General features: G+C 37.2%; 15 protein-coding genes. 7 read left to right on the top strand and 8 right to left on the bottom strand.

All coding sequences use genetic code 11. From position 1 onward, the window contains the following. Positions 1 to 118 precede the first annotated feature (118 nt). From rpoB to DN064_RS05470, 3 genes are all read left to right on the top strand, one after another. Positions 119 to 3,931: a DNA-directed RNA polymerase subunit beta gene (gene rpoB, locus DN064_RS05480; RefSeq protein WP_115461624.1), complete on the top strand. Its 3,813-nt coding sequence runs from the start codon at positions 119 to 121 to the stop codon at positions 3,929 to 3,931. A 76-nt stretch (positions 3,932 to 4,007) separates the two neighbouring features. Continuing rightward, the gene (gene rpoC / locus DN064_RS05475; RefSeq protein WP_115461623.1) at positions 4,008 to 8,309 is read left to right on the top strand and encodes a DNA-directed RNA polymerase subunit beta'; all 4,302 of its coding nucleotides are present in this window, start codon (positions 4,008 to 4,010) and stop codon (positions 8,307 to 8,309) included. A 92-nt stretch (positions 8,310 to 8,401) separates the two neighbouring features. Beyond that, the gene (locus DN064_RS05470; protein WP_115461622.1) at positions 8,402 to 8,719 is read left to right on the top strand and encodes a DUF3467 domain-containing protein; all 318 of its coding nucleotides are present in this window, start codon (positions 8,402 to 8,404) and stop codon (positions 8,717 to 8,719) included. Positions 8,720 to 8,890: 171 nt separating this feature from the next. On the opposite strand, the gene DN064_RS05465 is transcribed toward DN064_RS05470, so the two are convergent. Both DN064_RS05465 and DN064_RS05460 read right to left on the bottom strand, forming a co-directional pair. Further along, the gene (locus DN064_RS05465) at positions 8,891 to 9,121 is read right to left on the bottom strand and encodes a (4Fe-4S)-binding protein (protein WP_115461621.1); all 231 of its coding nucleotides are present in this window, start codon (positions 9,119 to 9,121) and stop codon (positions 8,891 to 8,893) included. 103 nt (positions 9,122 to 9,224) lie between these two features. After that, on the bottom strand, positions 9,225 to 10,814 hold the full coding sequence (locus tag DN064_RS05460; RefSeq protein ID WP_115461620.1) for a peptide chain release factor 3: 1,590 nt from the start codon (positions 10,812 to 10,814) through the stop codon (positions 9,225 to 9,227). Between the two features lie 143 nt (positions 10,815 to 10,957). Between DN064_RS05460 and idi the strand changes: the two genes are divergently transcribed. The 4 genes from idi (at position 10,958) to DN064_RS05440 (ending at position 13,193) form a co-directional block, all read left to right on the top strand. Beyond that, positions 10,958 to 11,482 (top strand): isopentenyl-diphosphate Delta-isomerase, encoded by a 525-nt coding sequence (idi, locus tag DN064_RS05455; protein ID WP_115461619.1) that lies wholly within the window; start codon positions 10,958 to 10,960, stop codon positions 11,480 to 11,482. Then, positions 11,479 to 11,889 carry a 6-pyruvoyl trahydropterin synthase family protein gene (locus DN064_RS05450; protein WP_115461618.1) on the top strand — a complete coding sequence of 137 codons (411 nt, stop codon included), beginning with the start codon at positions 11,479 to 11,481 and terminating at the stop codon, positions 11,887 to 11,889. The genes idi and DN064_RS05450 overlap by 4 nt, the downstream gene beginning before the upstream one ends. Positions 11,890 to 11,892: 3 nt before the next feature. Continuing rightward, positions 11,893 to 12,864 (top strand): type I phosphomannose isomerase catalytic subunit, encoded by a 972-nt coding sequence (locus DN064_RS05445; RefSeq protein ID WP_115461617.1) that lies wholly within the window; start codon positions 11,893 to 11,895, stop codon positions 12,862 to 12,864. Positions 12,865 to 12,929: 65 nt separating this feature from the next. Next, positions 12,930 to 13,193 carry a hypothetical protein gene (locus DN064_RS05440; protein ID WP_115461616.1) on the top strand — a complete coding sequence of 88 codons (264 nt, stop codon included), beginning with the start codon at positions 12,930 to 12,932 and terminating at the stop codon, positions 13,191 to 13,193. A 7-nt stretch (positions 13,194 to 13,200) separates the two neighbouring features. Here DN064_RS05440 and DN064_RS05435 read toward each other — a convergent pair whose 3' ends face one another. The 6 genes from DN064_RS05435 to DN064_RS05410 form a co-directional block, all read right to left on the bottom strand. Then, a complete protein-coding gene (locus tag DN064_RS05435) occupies positions 13,201 to 13,911 on the bottom strand; it encodes a DUF4369 domain-containing protein (protein ID WP_115461615.1) in 711 nt (236 codons plus the stop codon). Positions 13,912 to 13,965: 54 nt separating this feature from the next. Next, positions 13,966 to 15,276, bottom strand: a complete 1,311-nt coding sequence (locus tag DN064_RS05430; protein WP_115461614.1) for a DUF819 family protein — start codon at positions 15,274 to 15,276, stop codon at positions 13,966 to 13,968. Positions 15,277 to 15,343: 67 nt separating this feature from the next. Beyond that, on the bottom strand, positions 15,344 to 15,514 hold the full coding sequence (locus tag DN064_RS05425; protein ID WP_115461613.1) for an Arc family DNA binding domain-containing protein: 171 nt from the start codon (positions 15,512 to 15,514) through the stop codon (positions 15,344 to 15,346). Positions 15,515 to 15,520: 6 nt separating this feature from the next. Beyond that, positions 15,521 to 16,456, bottom strand: coding sequence for an alpha/beta hydrolase family protein (locus tag DN064_RS05420; RefSeq protein WP_115461612.1), 936 nt, complete (start codon positions 16,454 to 16,456; stop codon positions 15,521 to 15,523). Continuing rightward, positions 16,456 to 16,959 (bottom strand): DUF1648 domain-containing protein, encoded by a 504-nt coding sequence (locus DN064_RS05415; RefSeq protein ID WP_115461611.1) that lies wholly within the window; start codon positions 16,957 to 16,959, stop codon positions 16,456 to 16,458. Before DN064_RS05415 ends, DN064_RS05420 begins: the two co-directional genes overlap by 1 nt. Before the next feature lies 1 nt (position 16,960). Next, positions 16,961 to 17,119 (bottom strand): DUF4177 domain-containing protein, encoded by a 159-nt coding sequence (locus DN064_RS05410; RefSeq protein ID WP_115461610.1) that lies wholly within the window; start codon positions 17,117 to 17,119, stop codon positions 16,961 to 16,963. Between the last annotated feature and the right edge of the window lie 19 nt (positions 17,120 to 17,138).

Raw genomic sequence — 17,138 nt, 5'->3', positions numbered from 1 at the left:
CCTACAGAATATGGTTTAGGGTTACCTCGCAAAAGAATCGAGGTAACTCCTAGACCCTTTTGTGTATATAGGAATTATGTACACGTTTTTATTGTTTTAATCAAAAATTCGTTCATCGATGTTAGCACAAAAAGCTGAAAGATTAAATTTCTCTTCTATTATTAATAGAACTGAATATCCTGATTTTCTGGATATTCAAATCAAGTCCTTCCAGGACTTTTTCCAGTTGGAAACAAAATCAGACCACCGAGAGAATGAAGGACTTTTCCAAACCTTCATGGAGAACTTTCCAATTACTGATACAAGAAATCAGTTTGTTTTGGAATTTCTTGATTATTTTATCGATCCACCTCGATACACTATCGAAGAATGTATTGAGAGAGGTCTTACTTACAGTGTGCCCTTGAAGGCACGATTAAAACTGTATTGTACGGATCCAGAACACGAAGATTTTGAAACCATAGTACAGGATGTTTATCTAGGTACCATTCCATATATGACACCTAGTGGAACATTTTGCATTAACGGTGCAGAGCGTGTTGTTGTGTCTCAGTTACACAGATCTCCAGGTGTATTCTTTAGCCAGTCGTTCCATGCAAATGGAACTAAATTATATTCGGCCAGAGTAATTCCATTTAAAGGATCTTGGATTGAATTTGCTACAGATATCAATAGCGTAATGTACGCTTACATCGATAGAAAGAAAAAGCTACCTGTTACGACACTTTTTAGAGCCATCGGATTTGAAAGAGATAAAGATATCCTCGAGATTTTTGATTTGGCAGAGGAAGTTAAAGTAACTAAGACTGGTCTTAAGAAGGTTATAGGTAGAAAATTAGCTGCTCGTGTTCTTAACACATGGCATGAAGATTTCGTTGATGAAGATACGGGTGAAGTTGTATCTATTGAGCGTAACGAGATTGTTCTAGATCGTGACACAGTAATTGATAAGGAAAATATTGAGGAAATTCTTGAAGCAGGAGTTAAGACCATTCTTTTACATAAGGAAACGTCTCAACAAGGTGATTATGCAATTATCCATAACACCCTTCAAAAAGATCCAACCAACTCAGAGAAGGAAGCGGTAGAGCATATCTACAGACAACTTCGAAATGCTGAGCCGCCAGATGAGGAAACAGCGCGAGGAATTATTGATAAGTTATTCTTCAGTGATCAGCGTTACTCTCTAGGCGAAGTTGGTCGTTATAGAATGAATAAAAAACTTGGTTTAGATATTGGAATGGACAAGCAAGTGCTTACCAAAGAAGATATCATAACCATTATTAAATATTTAATTGAATTAATTAATTCTAAGGCAGAGATTGATGATATTGATCACTTATCAAACCGAAGAGTTAGAACGGTAGGCGAACAATTGTCGTCTCAGTTTGGTGTTGGTTTAGCACGTATGGCGCGTACCATTCGTGAGCGTATGAATGTTCGTGATAATGAGGTGTTTACACCAATTGATTTGATCAATGCCAAAACATTATCATCGGTAATTAATTCATTCTTTGGAACAAACCAGTTATCTCAGTTTATGGATCAAACCAATCCATTAGCAGAGATTACTCATAAACGACGTCTTTCAGCCTTAGGACCTGGTGGCCTTTCAAGAGAAAGAGCAGGTTTCGAGGTTCGAGACGTTCACTACACACACTACGGACGTTTATGTCCAATTGAAACTCCAGAAGGTCCGAATATTGGTCTTATTTCATCATTGGCAGTTTATGCTAAGGTGAATAATATGGGCTTCATTGAGACTCCGTATCGTAAAGTAGAAGAAGGTGTTGTAGACATTAAAAATGCTCCTACATATCTAAGTGCGGAGGAGGAAGAGGATATGTTGATTGCACAAGCCAACATTGAAGTAGATAAAATAGGTAAGATTGTAGAAGATAAAATTATCTCCCGTCAGGAAGGTGATTTTCCAGTCATCGATCCATCAAATGTCAACTACACGGATGTTGCACCAAACCAGATTGCATCAATTTCGGCGTCTTTAATTCCATTCTTGGAGCACGATGATGCGAACCGTGCTTTAATGGGCTCAAATATGATGCGTCAGGCAGTTCCACTTTTACGTCCTGAAGCACCAATTGTTGGTACAGGACTTGAAAGACAGGTAGCATCTGATTCTAGAGTGTTGATCAACGCTGAAGGAAACGGTACTGTAGAGTACGTTGATGCTGATAAGATTATAATCAAGTACGATAGAACTGATGAGGAGGCTATGGTAAGCTTTGATAGTGAAACCAAAGAATACCCTCTTGTGAAGTTTAGAAAAACTAACCAGGGAACCTCAATCAACTTAAAGCCTATTGTTCAAAAAGGTGATAAGGTGGCTAAAGGTCAGGTTCTTTGTGAGGGTTATGCAACTCAAAACGGAGAATTGGCGCTTGGTAGAAACATGAAAGTGGCCTTTATGCCTTGGAAAGGGTATAACTTTGAGGATGCGATCGTGATTTCTGAGAAAGTTGTTCGTGATGACGTATTTACATCGATACATATAGATGAGTATTCATTAGAAGTAAGGGATACAAAACTTGGTAATGAAGAATTAACGAATGATATACCAAACGTTTCTGAAGAGGCTACTAAAGACCTTGATGAAAATGGTATGATTAGAGTCGGTGCTGAAATCAAGCCTGGAGACATTCTTATTGGAAAGATTACTCCTAAAGGAGAATCTGATCCAACACCAGAAGAAAAACTATTACGCGCCATCTTTGGTGACAAAGCAGGTGATGTAAAGGATGCTTCCTTGAAAGCCTCTCCATCATTAAATGGTGTGGTTATCGACAAGAAACTTTTTGCAAGAGCCATAAAAGATAAACGTAAGAGAGCTCAGGATAAAGAAGATATTGAAGCACTAGAAAATGCTTATGACAAGCGTTTTGATGATCTTCAAAATGTTCTTGTAGAAAAGCTCTTTGCTATTGTAAATGGAAAGACAGCTCAAGGAATTTATAATGACCTTGGTGAGGAGATTATTCCAAAAGGTAAAAAGTATACCTTAAAAATGTTAAATGCTGTTGATGATTATACGCACTTAACAGGAGGAAAATGGACCACTGATAATCATACTAATGAGCTTGTTGCTGATTTGATCCATAACTATAAGATTAAAGAAAACGATCTTCAAGGATCATTACGACGTGAGAAGTTTACCATCTCTGTAGGGGATGAGCTTCCGGCTGGAATCATTAAACTTGCTAAAGTTTACATTGCTAAGAAACGTAAGCTTAAAGTAGGGGATAAGATGGCAGGACGCCATGGTAACAAAGGTATTGTTGCTCGTATCGTAAGAGAAGAGGACATGCCATTCTTGGAAGATGGGACTCCGGTAGATATTGTATTGAATCCATTAGGTGTACCATCTCGTATGAATATTGGTCAGATCTATGAAACTGTTCTAGGATGGGCAGGTCAGAAGTTGAATAAGACTTTTGCTACCCCAATCTTTGATGGTGCAACCTTAGAACAGATCAATGGATTTACGTCTGATGCTAATGTGCCACAATTTGGTCATACTTATCTGTATGATGGAGGAACAGGTGAACGTTTTGATCAACCAGCTACAGTTGGTGTGATTTATATGATCAAGCTTGGTCATATGATCGATGATAAAATGCATGCTCGTTCAATTGGCCCTTACTCATTAATTACGCAACAACCACTTGGTGGTAAAGCACAATTTGGTGGTCAGCGATTTGGTGAAATGGAGGTATGGGCGCTTGAGGCCTATGGTGCATCAAGTACCTTGAGAGAGATCCTAACTGTAAAATCAGATGACGTAATTGGTAGAGCTAAAACTTACGAGGCAATCGTAAAAGGTGAGCCAATGCCAGAACCTGGACTACCTGAGTCGTTCAATGTATTAATGCATGAATTAAAAGGATTAGGACTAGATATTAGATTAGAAGAATAATAAAATAGTTTACAGTAATCAGACAGTAGTTGCTAACTACAAACTGAAAGCTAAACACTGAATACTATAAAACAACATGGCAAGAAAACAAGATAAGAATACAGTTCAGAAATTTAATAAGATTTCTATAGGATTAGCATCACCAGAATCTGTTTTGGCAGCATCACGTGGTGAAGTCTTAAAGCCAGAAACAATCAATTATCGTACTCACAAACCTGAGCGCGATGGTTTGTTCTGTGAACGCATTTTTGGTCCTGTAAAGGATTTTGAATGTGCTTGTGGAAAATATAAAAGAATCAGATATAAAGGTATCGTTTGTGACCGTTGTGGTGTAGAGGTTACAGAGAAGAAGGTAAGAAGAGATCGCGTTGGTCACATAAACCTTGTAGTTCCTGTTGCTCATATCTGGTATTTCCGTTCCCTTCCAAATAAAATTGGTTATTTACTAGGGTTACCGTCTAAGAAATTAGATATGATTATTTACTACGAACGTTACGTAGTAATTCAACCAGGTAATGCAGTTAATGCCGAAGGTGAACCAGTGCAAAAAATGGATTTCCTTACTGAGGAAGAGTACCTGAATATTTTGGAGGCACTTCCACAGGAAAACCAATACTTAGAGGATACAGATCCAAATAAGTTCATCGCAAAAATGGGCGCTGAATGTTTGATTGATATTCTTGCTAGAATTGATTTAGATCAGTTGTCTTTTGATTTAAGACACAAAGCAAATAATGAAACCTCTAAGCAGCGTAAAACCGAAGCGTTAAAACGTTTACAAGTGGTGGAAGCCTTTAGAGAGTCAAATGAGAATCGTGAAAATAAGCCAGAGTGGATGGTTATGAAGGCCATTCCGGTGATCCCACCAGAATTAAGACCATTAGTACCTTTAGATGGTGGGCGTTTTGCAACTTCTGATTTGAATGACTTATATCGTCGTGTGATTATTAGAAACAACCGTCTAAAAAGATTAGTTGAAATTAAAGCACCTGAGGTAATCCTGCGTAATGAAAAGCGTATGCTTCAGGAATCTGTAGACTCGCTGTTTGATAACACGCGAAAGTCTTCAGCTGTAAAAACAGATTCAAACAGACCATTAAAATCGCTTTCAGATTCATTAAAAGGTAAACAAGGACGTTTCCGTCAAAACTTGTTAGGTAAACGTGTGGATTACTCTGCTCGTTCGGTTATTGTCGTTGGACCTGAATTGAAGTTATTTGAATGTGGTCTTCCAAAAGATATGGCTGCTGAGTTATACAAACCATTTATCATTAGAAAGCTTATTGAGCGTGGTATTGTAAAGACAGTAAAATCAGCTAAAAAGATTATTGATAGAAAAGAGCCTGTAGTTTGGGATATCTTAGAGAATGTTTTAAAAGGGCATCCAGTCTTATTGAACCGTGCTCCAACACTTCACAGATTAGGTATTCAGGCATTCCAACCAAAACTTATTGAAGGTAAAGCTATTCAGTTACACCCATTAGTATGTACGGCCTTTAATGCCGACTTTGATGGTGATCAAATGGCGGTGCATTTACCATTAGGTCCAGAGGCTATTCTTGAGGCGCAATTGTTGATGTTGGCGTCACATAATATTCTTAACCCTGCAAATGGTTCACCAGTGACCGTCCCATCTCAGGATATGGTTCTTGGTTTATATTATATGACCAAGCACAGAAAATCTACGCCTGAAGTACCAATAAAAGGTGAAGGATTAACATTCTATTCTCCAGAAGAGGTAACAATTGCTTATAACGAAAAGCAAGTGGATTTGAATGCTGGAATTAAGGTTCGTGTTATGGACTTTAATGAGGAAGGAGAATTGACTAGACAGTTGATAGAAACAACTGTTGGTAGGGTATTATTTAACGAAACAGTCCCTGAGGCTGCTGGTTATATCAATCAGGTTTTAACTAAAAAATCTTTAAGGGATATTATTGGTAATATCCTTAAGGTAACTAGTGTTCCAGAGACTGCTGAGTTCTTAGATGAGATCAAGACTTTAGGATATAAATTTGCCTTCCAAGGTGGATTATCATTCAGTTTAGGGGATATTATTATTCCTGAAGAAAAGCATGGAATGATTGATGCTGCCAATAAGCAAGTTGACGGTATTATGGCCAACTATAACATGGGTCTTATTACTAACAATGAGCGGTATAATCAGGTTATCGATATATGGACTTCTACCAATGCCGAGTTAACAGAATTATCCATGAAGCGTATCCGCGAGGATCAGCAAGGATTCAACTCGGTATTTATGATGCTTGATTCTGGAGCTCGTGGTTCTAAAGAACAAATTAGACAGCTTACCGGTATGCGTGGGTTAATGGCTAAACCTAAAAAATCCAATGCTGGTGGAGGAGAGATTATTGAGAATCCAATTCTTTCTAACTTTAAAGAAGGCCTATCAATTCTTGAATACTTCATCTCAACTCACGGTGCGCGTAAAGGTCTTGCCGATACAGCTTTAAAAACGGCTGATGCTGGTTACCTAACACGTCGTTTGGTAGATGTGTCTCAAGATGTTATTGTTTACGAAGAAGACTGTGGTACCCTTAGAGGAATTGAAGTTTCTGCGCTTAAGAAAAATGATGAGGTTGTTGAAGGACTAGCAGAACGAATTGTTGGTAGAACATCACTTAATGATGTTTATCATCCATTAACGGAGGAGCTACTTGTTGAGGCTAATGGACATATTAATGATGAAATTGCCAAGAAAATAGGAGATTCTCCAATTGAAAGTATCGAGGTACGTTCACCATTAACTTGTGAAGCTAAGAAAGGTATCTGTGTGAAGTGTTACGGTAGAAACCTGGCAACCGGTAAAATGGTTCAAAGAGGTGAAGCGGTTGGTGTCGTTGCTGCGCAGTCTATTGGTGAGCCTGGTACACAGTTAACATTACGTACATTCCATGTGGGTGGTATTGCAGGTAACATTTCTGAGGAGAATAAGTTGGCAGTTAAGTTTGACGGAGTTGCTGAAATTGAAGACCTTAGAACAGTTAAGTCAAAAGATGGCGAAGGTAATGAGGTTGATGTTGTTATCTCAAGAACTTCGGAGCTTAAACTTACAGATGCTAAAACCGGTATTGTACTTAGTACTAATAATATCCCTTATGGTTCACATATCTTTGTTAAGAATGGAGCTAAATTAAAAGCAGGTGATGTTGTTTGTCAATGGGATCCATATAATGGTGTTATTATCTCTGAGTTTGCCGGTAAAGTACGTTACGAAAATATCGAGCAAGGTATTACCTATCAGGTAGAAATCGATGAGCAAACTGGATTCCAAGAGAAAGTCATTTCAGAATCTAGAAATAAGAAGTTGATTCCAACACTTGTCATTGAGGATAATAAAGGTGAGGTTGTTAGATCTTACAACTTACCTGTTGGTGCTCATATTATGATCGACGATGGTGAAAAGATTGAAGTTGGTAAAATATTAGTTAAGATTCCACGTAAATCTGCTAAAGCAGGGGATATTACTGGTGGTCTTCCTAGAGTTACAGAGTTGTTTGAGGCACGGAACCCGTCTAACCCGGCTGTTACGAGTGAGATTGATGGTGTGGTATCATTTGGTAAGATCAAACGTGGAAACCGTGAGATTATCATTGAATCTAAACTTGGTGAAGTGAAGAAGTATTTGGTCAAGTTGTCTAACCAAATTCTTGTTCAGGAGAACGATTATGTTAAAGCTGGAATGCCATTATCGGATGGATCCATTACACCAAATGATATTTTAAATATTAAAGGCCCTTCTGCGGTGCAACAATATTTGGTGAATGAGGTTCAGGAAGTTTACCGTCTTCAAGGGGTGAAAATTAATGATAAGCACTTTGAGGTTGTTGTGAGACAAATGATGCGTAAAGTTCGAATTATAGATTCGGGTGATACTATTTTCTTAGAAAACCAATTGGTGCACAAATCTGATTTCATTGAGGAGAATGATAAGATATTTGGAATGAAGGTAGTTACTGAAGCCGGTGATTCTGAAACACTTAAGTCAGGTCAGATTGTATCATCACGTCAATTAAGAGATGAGAATTCTATTTTGAAACGTGAGGATAAGCAAGTAGTTGAGGCGCGCGATGCGCAACCTGCTACGGCCACTCCAATCCTTCAAGGTATTACTAGAGCATCACTTCAAACCAAATCGTTTATTTCAGCAGCATCTTTCCAAGAAACTACCAAGGTGTTGAATGAGGCAGCGGTTAATGGTAAAATTGACACACTAGAAGGTCTTAAAGAGAATGTTATTGTTGGTCATAAGATTCCAGCAGGAACAGGTGTTAGAGATTACGATAATATCATCGTAGGTTCTAAACAAGAGTTTGAGGAAATGATGAAGGCCAAGGAAGAAATGAATTTTAATTAAAGAGATTCGACTTTTAAATATATGAATCCCGAGACCATGTCTCGGGATTTCTTTTTTAACTTAGTCTTTTCAGAAATATATCCTAATAGAAAATGTCAGACGATCAAAATAAACCAAAGAAAGCTCAAATTAATATTGAATTAGATGAACAAGTAGCAGAGGGTACTTATTCAAATCTTGCTATAATCAATCATTCAGTTTCTGAATTTGTAGTTGATTTTGTCAATATTATGCCGGGTGCACCCAAGAGCAAGGTGAAATCAAGAATCATTTTGACCCCGCAGCACGCAAAACGTTTCCTTAAAGCATTGGGAGAGAACGTAAAGCGTTTTGAAAAAATGCATGGTGAAATCAAAGATTACGAGCAACCGCCAATTCCTTTAAATTTTGGCCCGACAGGTCAAGCATAATTGAGGTAGATGTGTTGCGAGAAATAGTTTTGTCGAGCAACCGTCAATTCCTTTAAATTTTGGCCCGACAGGTCAAGCATAATTGAGGTAGATGTGTTGCGAGAAATAGTTTAGCGAGCAACCACAAATCCCTTGAAATTTGGAGCTACAGATTAGGCCTTGGTAACGTTTCTAAGCAACATCTCTATCATGCAACAAATATTTAAGTGCTCCAGAGGGACACTTATTAATCTGTTCAATAATTTTGGATGTTTCGGCAGCTTCCAGATTAATCCAGGGTATGACAGACGTTCTAAATACGTCTGCTAATTGCTTTGCACATTTACCGCTATTCATACAGCATTTAGGACTATAAGTAACGGTTATTTTTTTGTTACTGTAGGAGTTGGTATTTGGTTTCATGATATGACGATTTGGGGTTCATCAGTTTCATAATTATATGACTAAGATAATTAAACATCGATAAAATAACAAATAATATCGATGAAATACATTATTAACGAAATTATTGGAATTCTGATGTTAAGTGAAAAGTGAGACTAGGATACTTTTGTTCACTCATTTGTAAAGAAAATTGTGAATCTGCAAGAAATACCAATTGGCCAGCTTTATCTTGAGCTAAGTAGCGCTGCTTAACGCGCTTAAATTCTTTGAATTCCTCACTGTTTTCATCTTCAGCTTCTACCCATGCGGCCTTGTATACATTTAAGTTTTCGTAGGTGCATTTGGCTCCGTATTCATGTTCCAATCGGTATTGTATAACTTCATATTGCAGGGCTCCAACTGTTCCAATTACCTTTCTTCCATTCATTTCTAGGGTGAAAAGTTGTGCAACTCCTTCATCCATTAGTTGGTCTATACCTTTGTATAACTGTTTCGATTTCAGTGGATCGGCGTTGTTGATATATCTAAAATGTTCTGGTGAAAAACTGGGAATACCTTTATAATGAAGAATTTCACCCTCTGTTAGGGTATCACCAATTTTAAAATTTCCCGTATCATGTAGACCAACTATATCGCCAGGATAAGAGGTCTCAACGATTTGTTTCTTTTCGGCAAAAAAGGCGTTAGGGCTCGAGAATTTTAATTTTTTGTTGTTGCGTACGTGCAAATATGGGACATTGCGTTTAAACTCACCAGATACAATTTTGACAAAAGCCAAGCGGTCTCTGTGATTGGGATCCATGTTGGCATGAATTTTAAATACAAATCCTGTGAATTTACTTTCTGTCGGCTCTACCAAACGTTCTTCGCTTTGTTTAGGTCTCGGTGACGGTGCTATATTAATGAAACAATCAAGTAATTCTCTAACTCCAAAATTATTTAAAGCTGAACCAAAGAATACAGGTTGTAATTCACCATTGGAATAGGCTACTTTATCAAATTCTGGGTAAATTCCAGATACCAATTCAATTTCTTCTCTAAGAGTGTTCGCAGAAGATTCCCCTATTAACTCATCTAATTCAGGATCTTCTAAATCTGATATTTCAATAGTTTCCTCTATATCCCTCTTGCTATCACCAGTAAATAAATTAATGTTCTTCTCCCATAGGTTATAAATACCCTTAAAGTCATAACCCATACCTATAGGAAAGCTCAAGGGAGACACCTTAAGACCTAATTTTTGTTCAACTTCATCAAGTAGATCAAAGGCGTCTTTACCTTCACGATCAAGTTTGTTGATGAAAACAATCATGGGAATGTTTCGCATACGGCAAACTTGTACAAGTTTCTCCGTTTGCTCTTCAACTCCCTTAGCAACGTCTATTACAACAATAACACTATCTACAGCTGTAAGGGTTCTAAACGTGTCTTCAGCAAAATCTTTGTGACCCGGAGTGTCCAGGATATTAATCTTGTTACCTCTATATTCAAATGCTAATACAGAGGTTGCTACAGAAATCCCACGTTGACGCTCAATTTCCATGAAATCACTCGTGGCGCCTTTTTTTATTTTGTTGCTTTTTACAGCACCTGCTTCTTGAATGGCCCCACCGAATAGTAGTAATTTTTCAGTAAGGGTTGTTTTTCCAGCATCAGGATGGGATACAATTCCGAAGGTTCGTCTTCTGTTGATTTCAGCCGTGAAACTCATAATTTTAATTAAGGTGCAAAAATATTATTTTATTAGGCTCATGACAGATTTTTCAAATCAATTTATGTTGATTTCCTTCGAATTTTAAGGGTTTTTAAGATTATGGAGTAAGTTTTTAAAAATTAACGATGTAATTTCGCTTCATGGAAAAAGAAATGGTAATTCTAGTTGATGAGAATGATATACAACTAGGGTTAATGGAAAAAATTGAAGCTCATGAAAAGGCTTTATTACATAGAGCGTTTTCAGTCTTTATTTTCAATGATAAGGGTGAGTTAATGTTGCAACAACGGGCACTGCACAAGTACCATTCTCCTGGTCTATGGACCAATACATGTTGCTCACACCAAAGAGATGGGGAATCTAATATTGAAGCAGGTAAACGGAGACTGCAGGAGGAAATGGGATTTACAGTAGAACTTACCGAAACAACATCTTTCATTTATAAGGCGCCTTTTGATAATGGTCTTACTGAACATGAGTATGACCATGTCATGTTGGGTAATTACAATGATGAGCCGGAAATTAATCTTGATGAGGTGGCTAGTTGGAAATGGATGCCTTTGCCAGAAGTCAAAGATGATATTGCCTTAAATCCACATCTCTATACAGAATGGTTTAAGATCATTTTCGAGAAGTTTTACGCAAAATTGAACCAATCAGCATGAGAGTTACAGTTCACAGAAAAGCACATTTTAACGCCGCACACAGATTATACCGTAAAGACTGGGATTTTGAAAAGAATGATGCGGTTTTTGGTAAATGCAACAATCCTAGTTTCCACGGCCATAATTACGAGCTGATAGCCAGTGTTACTGGTGAAATAGACCCTGAGACTGGTTATGTTATTGATGTTAAAATATTGAAGGATATTATTAAATCTGAGGTTGAAGATGCTCTGGATCATAAGAACCTTAATATTGACGTGCCTGAATTTGCAAATTTAAACCCCACTGCTGAAAATATTGCGGTTGTTATTTATAATAAAATCAAAGCTAAACTCGATTCAAAGTTTCATTTAGAAATCACACTTTATGAAACTCCGCGTAACTTTGTAACTTATTCAGGAAATTAATTCATGAGTTTTATAAACTATCCGATTAAGTTTCACCCAATTTTAAAACCAAAAATTTGGGGAGGCAACAAGCTTAGAACAGTCTTAAATAAACCAACCTTTACCAATAATATTGGCGAGAGTTGGGAATTGAGTGGAGTAAACGGTGATATCTCAGTCATAGCAAATGGACCCTATGCAGGACAATTGTTAACGGAATTACTTGATTCGTATGGGACTCAAACTTTGGGAGATCGTCTCTACTCACAATTCGGAAATCAGTTTCCGTTATTAATAAAATTTATCGATGCAAAAGAGGATCTGAGCATTCAACTGCACCCCAATGATGAATTGGCAGCTCAACGTCATGATTCGTTTGGTAAGACAGAGATGTGGTATGTAATGCAAGCTGACCACAATTCAAATTTAATTGTTGGATTCAAAGATAAGATTGACTCGGCTACCTATTTAAGGCATTTAGAAGACAAGACACTTACAGATATCATGAATTTTGAACCTGTTGAGCCAGGAGATACCTATTTTATTGAAGTAGGCCGTGTACATGCCATTGGTGCTGGGGTTATGCTGGCTGAAATTCAGCAAACTAGTGATATAACCTACAGGGTTTATGATTGGGATAGGGTAGATGACCATGGGCAAGCTCGAGAATTGCATAATGATTTGGCCATAGAGGCCATTGATTTTGATATGCCTAATGATTTTAAGGTTAACTATGAGACCCATACTAATCATACTAATTCCATGGTGGAATGCCCTTACTTTAAGACTAGTGTCATTCCATTACAAGGAACAGTGACTAAAGAAAACACCTTTGATTCCTTTCTTATATACATATGTGTTGCTGGAGAAGCCTCTGTCTCTGTTAATGGATATACTGAAGTTATTAATACAGGAGAAACCCTCTTAGTCCCGGCAAATGCCGTTGAAATTGTATTACAATCTCAGAATGCAAGACTCCTAGAGGTATATGTTTAGGTAATAAAATTTCACTTTTAGAAGTAGCTAATTTTGTTACATTTGTTTAAACAAAATATGTAGTTATGGCAAACAGAAGAGACTTAAAAAGAGATATCAATAATGTGCTTGGCGATATACTAGATGCGGTCGTATTATTAGAACTGGATAAAAAACCATCAAAAGAAAGTGAAGCCATCTATGACGATGCCATTGCCACATTTGATGAATTAATATCTAAGGTTAGTGCCAAAGACGTAGATAATAAAAAAGCTCATTTTAAGGCTATCAGTGCCGAGCTTGAAGAAAAAGGGCAGGCCTTAATTGATCGCTTAAATAAAATCGCTTAGAGGTGGTTTATTGATCGGCGACGGCCGCATCTAAAGCAGTTTTAAGTTGCTTACCATAAAAAGAATTCTTAATAGGATTTTCAAGGTTATTATAAATGCTGTCTATATACCTTATGTTAGTGTTTGGGATTTCATACATCGCTAGATAAGGTGCTACTTCAGAATCTTTGTGCAATAGAGCAAAATTTATAGTATAAGCATATTTGCGTTTAAATAAACGATCACTTTGAACTTGTAAGGAATCAACCTTTATAGAGTCTTTATCTTTTTGTGCCAGAAATGTTTCCTGAATTAAGTCAAGGTTAGCATTATTGAAATTGGCCATCATATCTAAATATTCATCTAGTATTTCTTGCTGCTTTGAACCAGTAATTGTGGCTTCAAAACTAAAATTGTCTAGAGATGAGGTGAGGTACATCTCACCCTTATCGGCAAAAAATGGTACATAATTCTCCTCTCCATCATTCTTAAAGAGTTTCAAGTACAATACTCTAGGTTCCTCCAGGTTGGTTTGCAACAGAAATTCGGGTTGCCCCTTAACCTCCATTGAATCTAATGTTATTATGGAGGAGTCACCATCTTTCTGAAGATAAACCACCCCCTTTTTAAGACCTGATATTTGACCTTTTAAAACAAAGTTAGATTTTGGTTCTTCATTACAGGACCATAGAACAATTGCAAATGCTAAAGAAGTTAGAAATCTATTTTTATACGACATTAATTTCAAGCTTGAATAATTGACGGCAAATATCAACTTTTAATATTGGAAAAACTAGCCTCCAGCGGCTAATTGCATTAAGATTGTACAGCCAATGGCTGCTATGGTTCCAACAGCATAACCTAGAACTGCCAATAAAACTCCTACGGTCGCCAACGATGGATGAAATGCCGATGCAACCACCGGAGCAGACGCCGCTCCACCAACATTAGCCTGACTTCCTACAGCCAAAAAGAAGTAAGGAGCCTTGATTATTTTGGCAACTAGAATAAGTAGCAGTGCGTGAATACTCATCCATATAATTCCTACCGCAATTAAACCAGGAGATTCAAAAACGGATCTTATATCGATTTTCATACCTATGGTTGCCACTAAAATGTAGATAAAAACGCTACCAAATTTACTAGCTCCTGCACCTTCATAATTTCTGATCTTAGTATAAGATAAAAGAATGGCAATTATAGTAGCAATACTGATCATCCAGAAAAACTGGGATCCTAAGAATGTAAGCATGTTACGCACTTGAGCTGAGTCTATTGTGGATACCTTTGCTTCAAAAAACGGGCCTAAATAGGTAGCTCCAAGATGTGCCAGACTAACAGAGCCGAACGCAATAGCAGCTAAAATCATTAAGTCTGTCAAACTAGGATTACGCTTTACACTTTCAGAAAAAGAGGATACTTTATCTTTTAATTCTTCAATTGACGAGGTGTCACCTTTTAGCCATTTATTAATTGCTGTACGCCTTCCAATTCCAATTAGAATAATGGCCATCCAAACATTAGCTACAAATATGTCAACAAAAACCATTTTACCATATTCTGCTTGATTGTAGCCATAAATTTCAAGCATAGCTGTTTGATTGGCACCACCACCAATCCAACTTCCAGCCAGAGTAGATAGCCCTCGCCAGACCGCATCAGGACCAACTCCACCAACCACCTCAGGAGCTATCATTGAAACTAATAGGATGGCAATTGGTCCACCAATAACAATTCCTAAGGTTCCTGTGAAAAACATGATTAAAGCCTTCCAGCCTAAGTTAAATACTGCCTTTAAATCGATGCTTAGAGTCATAAGAACTAAAGCAGCTGGTAGAAGGTACCTGCTGGCTACATAGTATAGATTAGAACTGTGTTCTGTAACTTCACCACTTTCTGAAACTGATGTCCATTCTGCGGCTATTAAGCCAGAGGTAGTTAATAATGCGGGTACCATGTAGGCCATAAATAGACCTGGAATTATCTTATAAAATTTACCCCAAAATCCCGTTTTAATAGATTCTGTGTAAAAAACAAGACCTAACGCCAGCATTAAAAGTCCAAAAATTATAGCATCATTGGTAAAGAGTGGTTGGGTGTTCATAAATGTAAATTTCAAGCAAAATACGAAAATCTCTAACTAAAAAAAGTGCCCCCTTAGGCACTTTAATTCAGTCATCGTTTTTTTTTGATTTGGGCTCCCGCTTATGCGTTTTAAGACTTTTCATTAGCATCCATTCAATTTGACCATTGGTACTCCTAAATTCATCCGCCGCCCATTTTTCAATGGCTTTTAGCATGTCTTCATTTATTCTTAGCGCAAATGCTTTTTTCTTTGCCATAATCCTTTACTTATCAATAAATTCCACCAAGGTGGTAACTAATTCTGAAGAAAGAGGAAAGTTTTCCTGGCTGTAGGAGCTTAAATTATCCGAATCTTTCTCGATAGTTTTTAATACATGATTCATATTCTTAATAATTATCAATTGGGATTGGGGATTACCATGGTGAATGTTTTTGGCATCCGAAATCTCAACCTGAATATCTTTATCTCCATTCAAAATCAAAATGGGGCACTCTACTCTCTGTATCTCAATTGAGGGATCAAAAGCCATGTAGGACTTTAAAAAGCTGAAGTTTGCTGGTGCAAATATACTGGCAAGCATAGGGTTAACCTGATCGATAGTTCCTGTCTCTTTTAATTCTTCAAAATGTGATTTGGCTATTAGACCAAATTGCTCATTTTGATTGCTTATCTGACGAACAATGGTTTTATTGACTGGTTCTCCAATACCCGCAAGGGATACATATTTATCAATAACATTATTATAGGCCAACATGCCAACCAAAGAACCTTGGCTATGTCCAATTAATACTATCTGATTAAAACGAGAATCGTTTTTAAAGTTGTCAATGGCGACTAGGGCATCATCGACTAGCATTTCAAAGTTAAAGTCATCAACAAACAAGGGTATATTACTTTGGGTAACATTGCGTTTGTCGTAACTGTAAAAGGCAATCTGCTTACTATTTAAGCTGTCCCTAAGCTGCTTTATGTAATTGGCTTTTACTCCTTGTGCTAATTGATTCCCATTTCTATCTGGGTTTCCAGATCCTTGAATAAAAATTACGAGAGGCTGCTTGTTTTTTTCAGAAGAATAGGTAAGTGTACCAGGTAGTTGAATACTGTCATTGTACAAAACTAATTCTTCTGAAATAATTTGCTCCTGACCATAGGCCAAGTACAATGTTAAATGAATGATTAAGAAGGATAAATACTTCATCACTTGATTTTGTTTTGATAAATTATAATTACAATGGGAAGTAGAATACTTCCGCCTAACACAGTAAATAGAAAACCAGTTCCTAAACTGCTTTGATTACTTGCGGCACCAGCTAGAATATGATAGTTGATATACGCAAACATGAGTACACATAAAAAATTTACCACACGTAAAACGGTTACCCCAAATCGGTATTGTCTTGTTGCATTTTCTTCGGTTATTGTTACCATGTAGTTATGCAAATGGGGATAACGTGTTAGGGCCAATAAGCCTATATACATAACTGTTGTGGTTATTGGGATAAAGAATAGAAAAGCTTTTGAACTAAATCCATCGGCTTCCCCAGCGGCATTAAAATGCGAAGGTACTCTATCTGGAAGTCCACCAAATTCAATAATCAAATGTGTCCAAATAAATACAATGAGTGCTATCGATAAACATTCAATAATGATATCGAATGGTGTATAGGGTACTGAATGTTTGGGCCTATTGCTGTGAAACATCCTACCGGTTCTTATCGCGTTCAAAAATAACCATTGAAGAATTTGGAACAATATGTTTAACTACCCATCCTTCTCTAGCATATTGATTCAGGAAGTCTTCATACTTGGTAATTCTATTTCTCAATCCAAGTTTTGGCATTACTACTTTATACTCTTTCATTTTTATAGTTGTTTTTGAT

Origin of the sequence: Winogradskyella aurantiaca (assembly GCF_003362725.1) — a bacterium.
Classification (GTDB): domain Bacteria; phylum Bacteroidota; class Bacteroidia; order Flavobacteriales; family Flavobacteriaceae; genus Winogradskyella_A; species Winogradskyella_A aurantiaca.
Note: the sequence above shows the minus strand (reverse complement) of the source record. Positions and strands in the feature narration are given on the sequence as shown.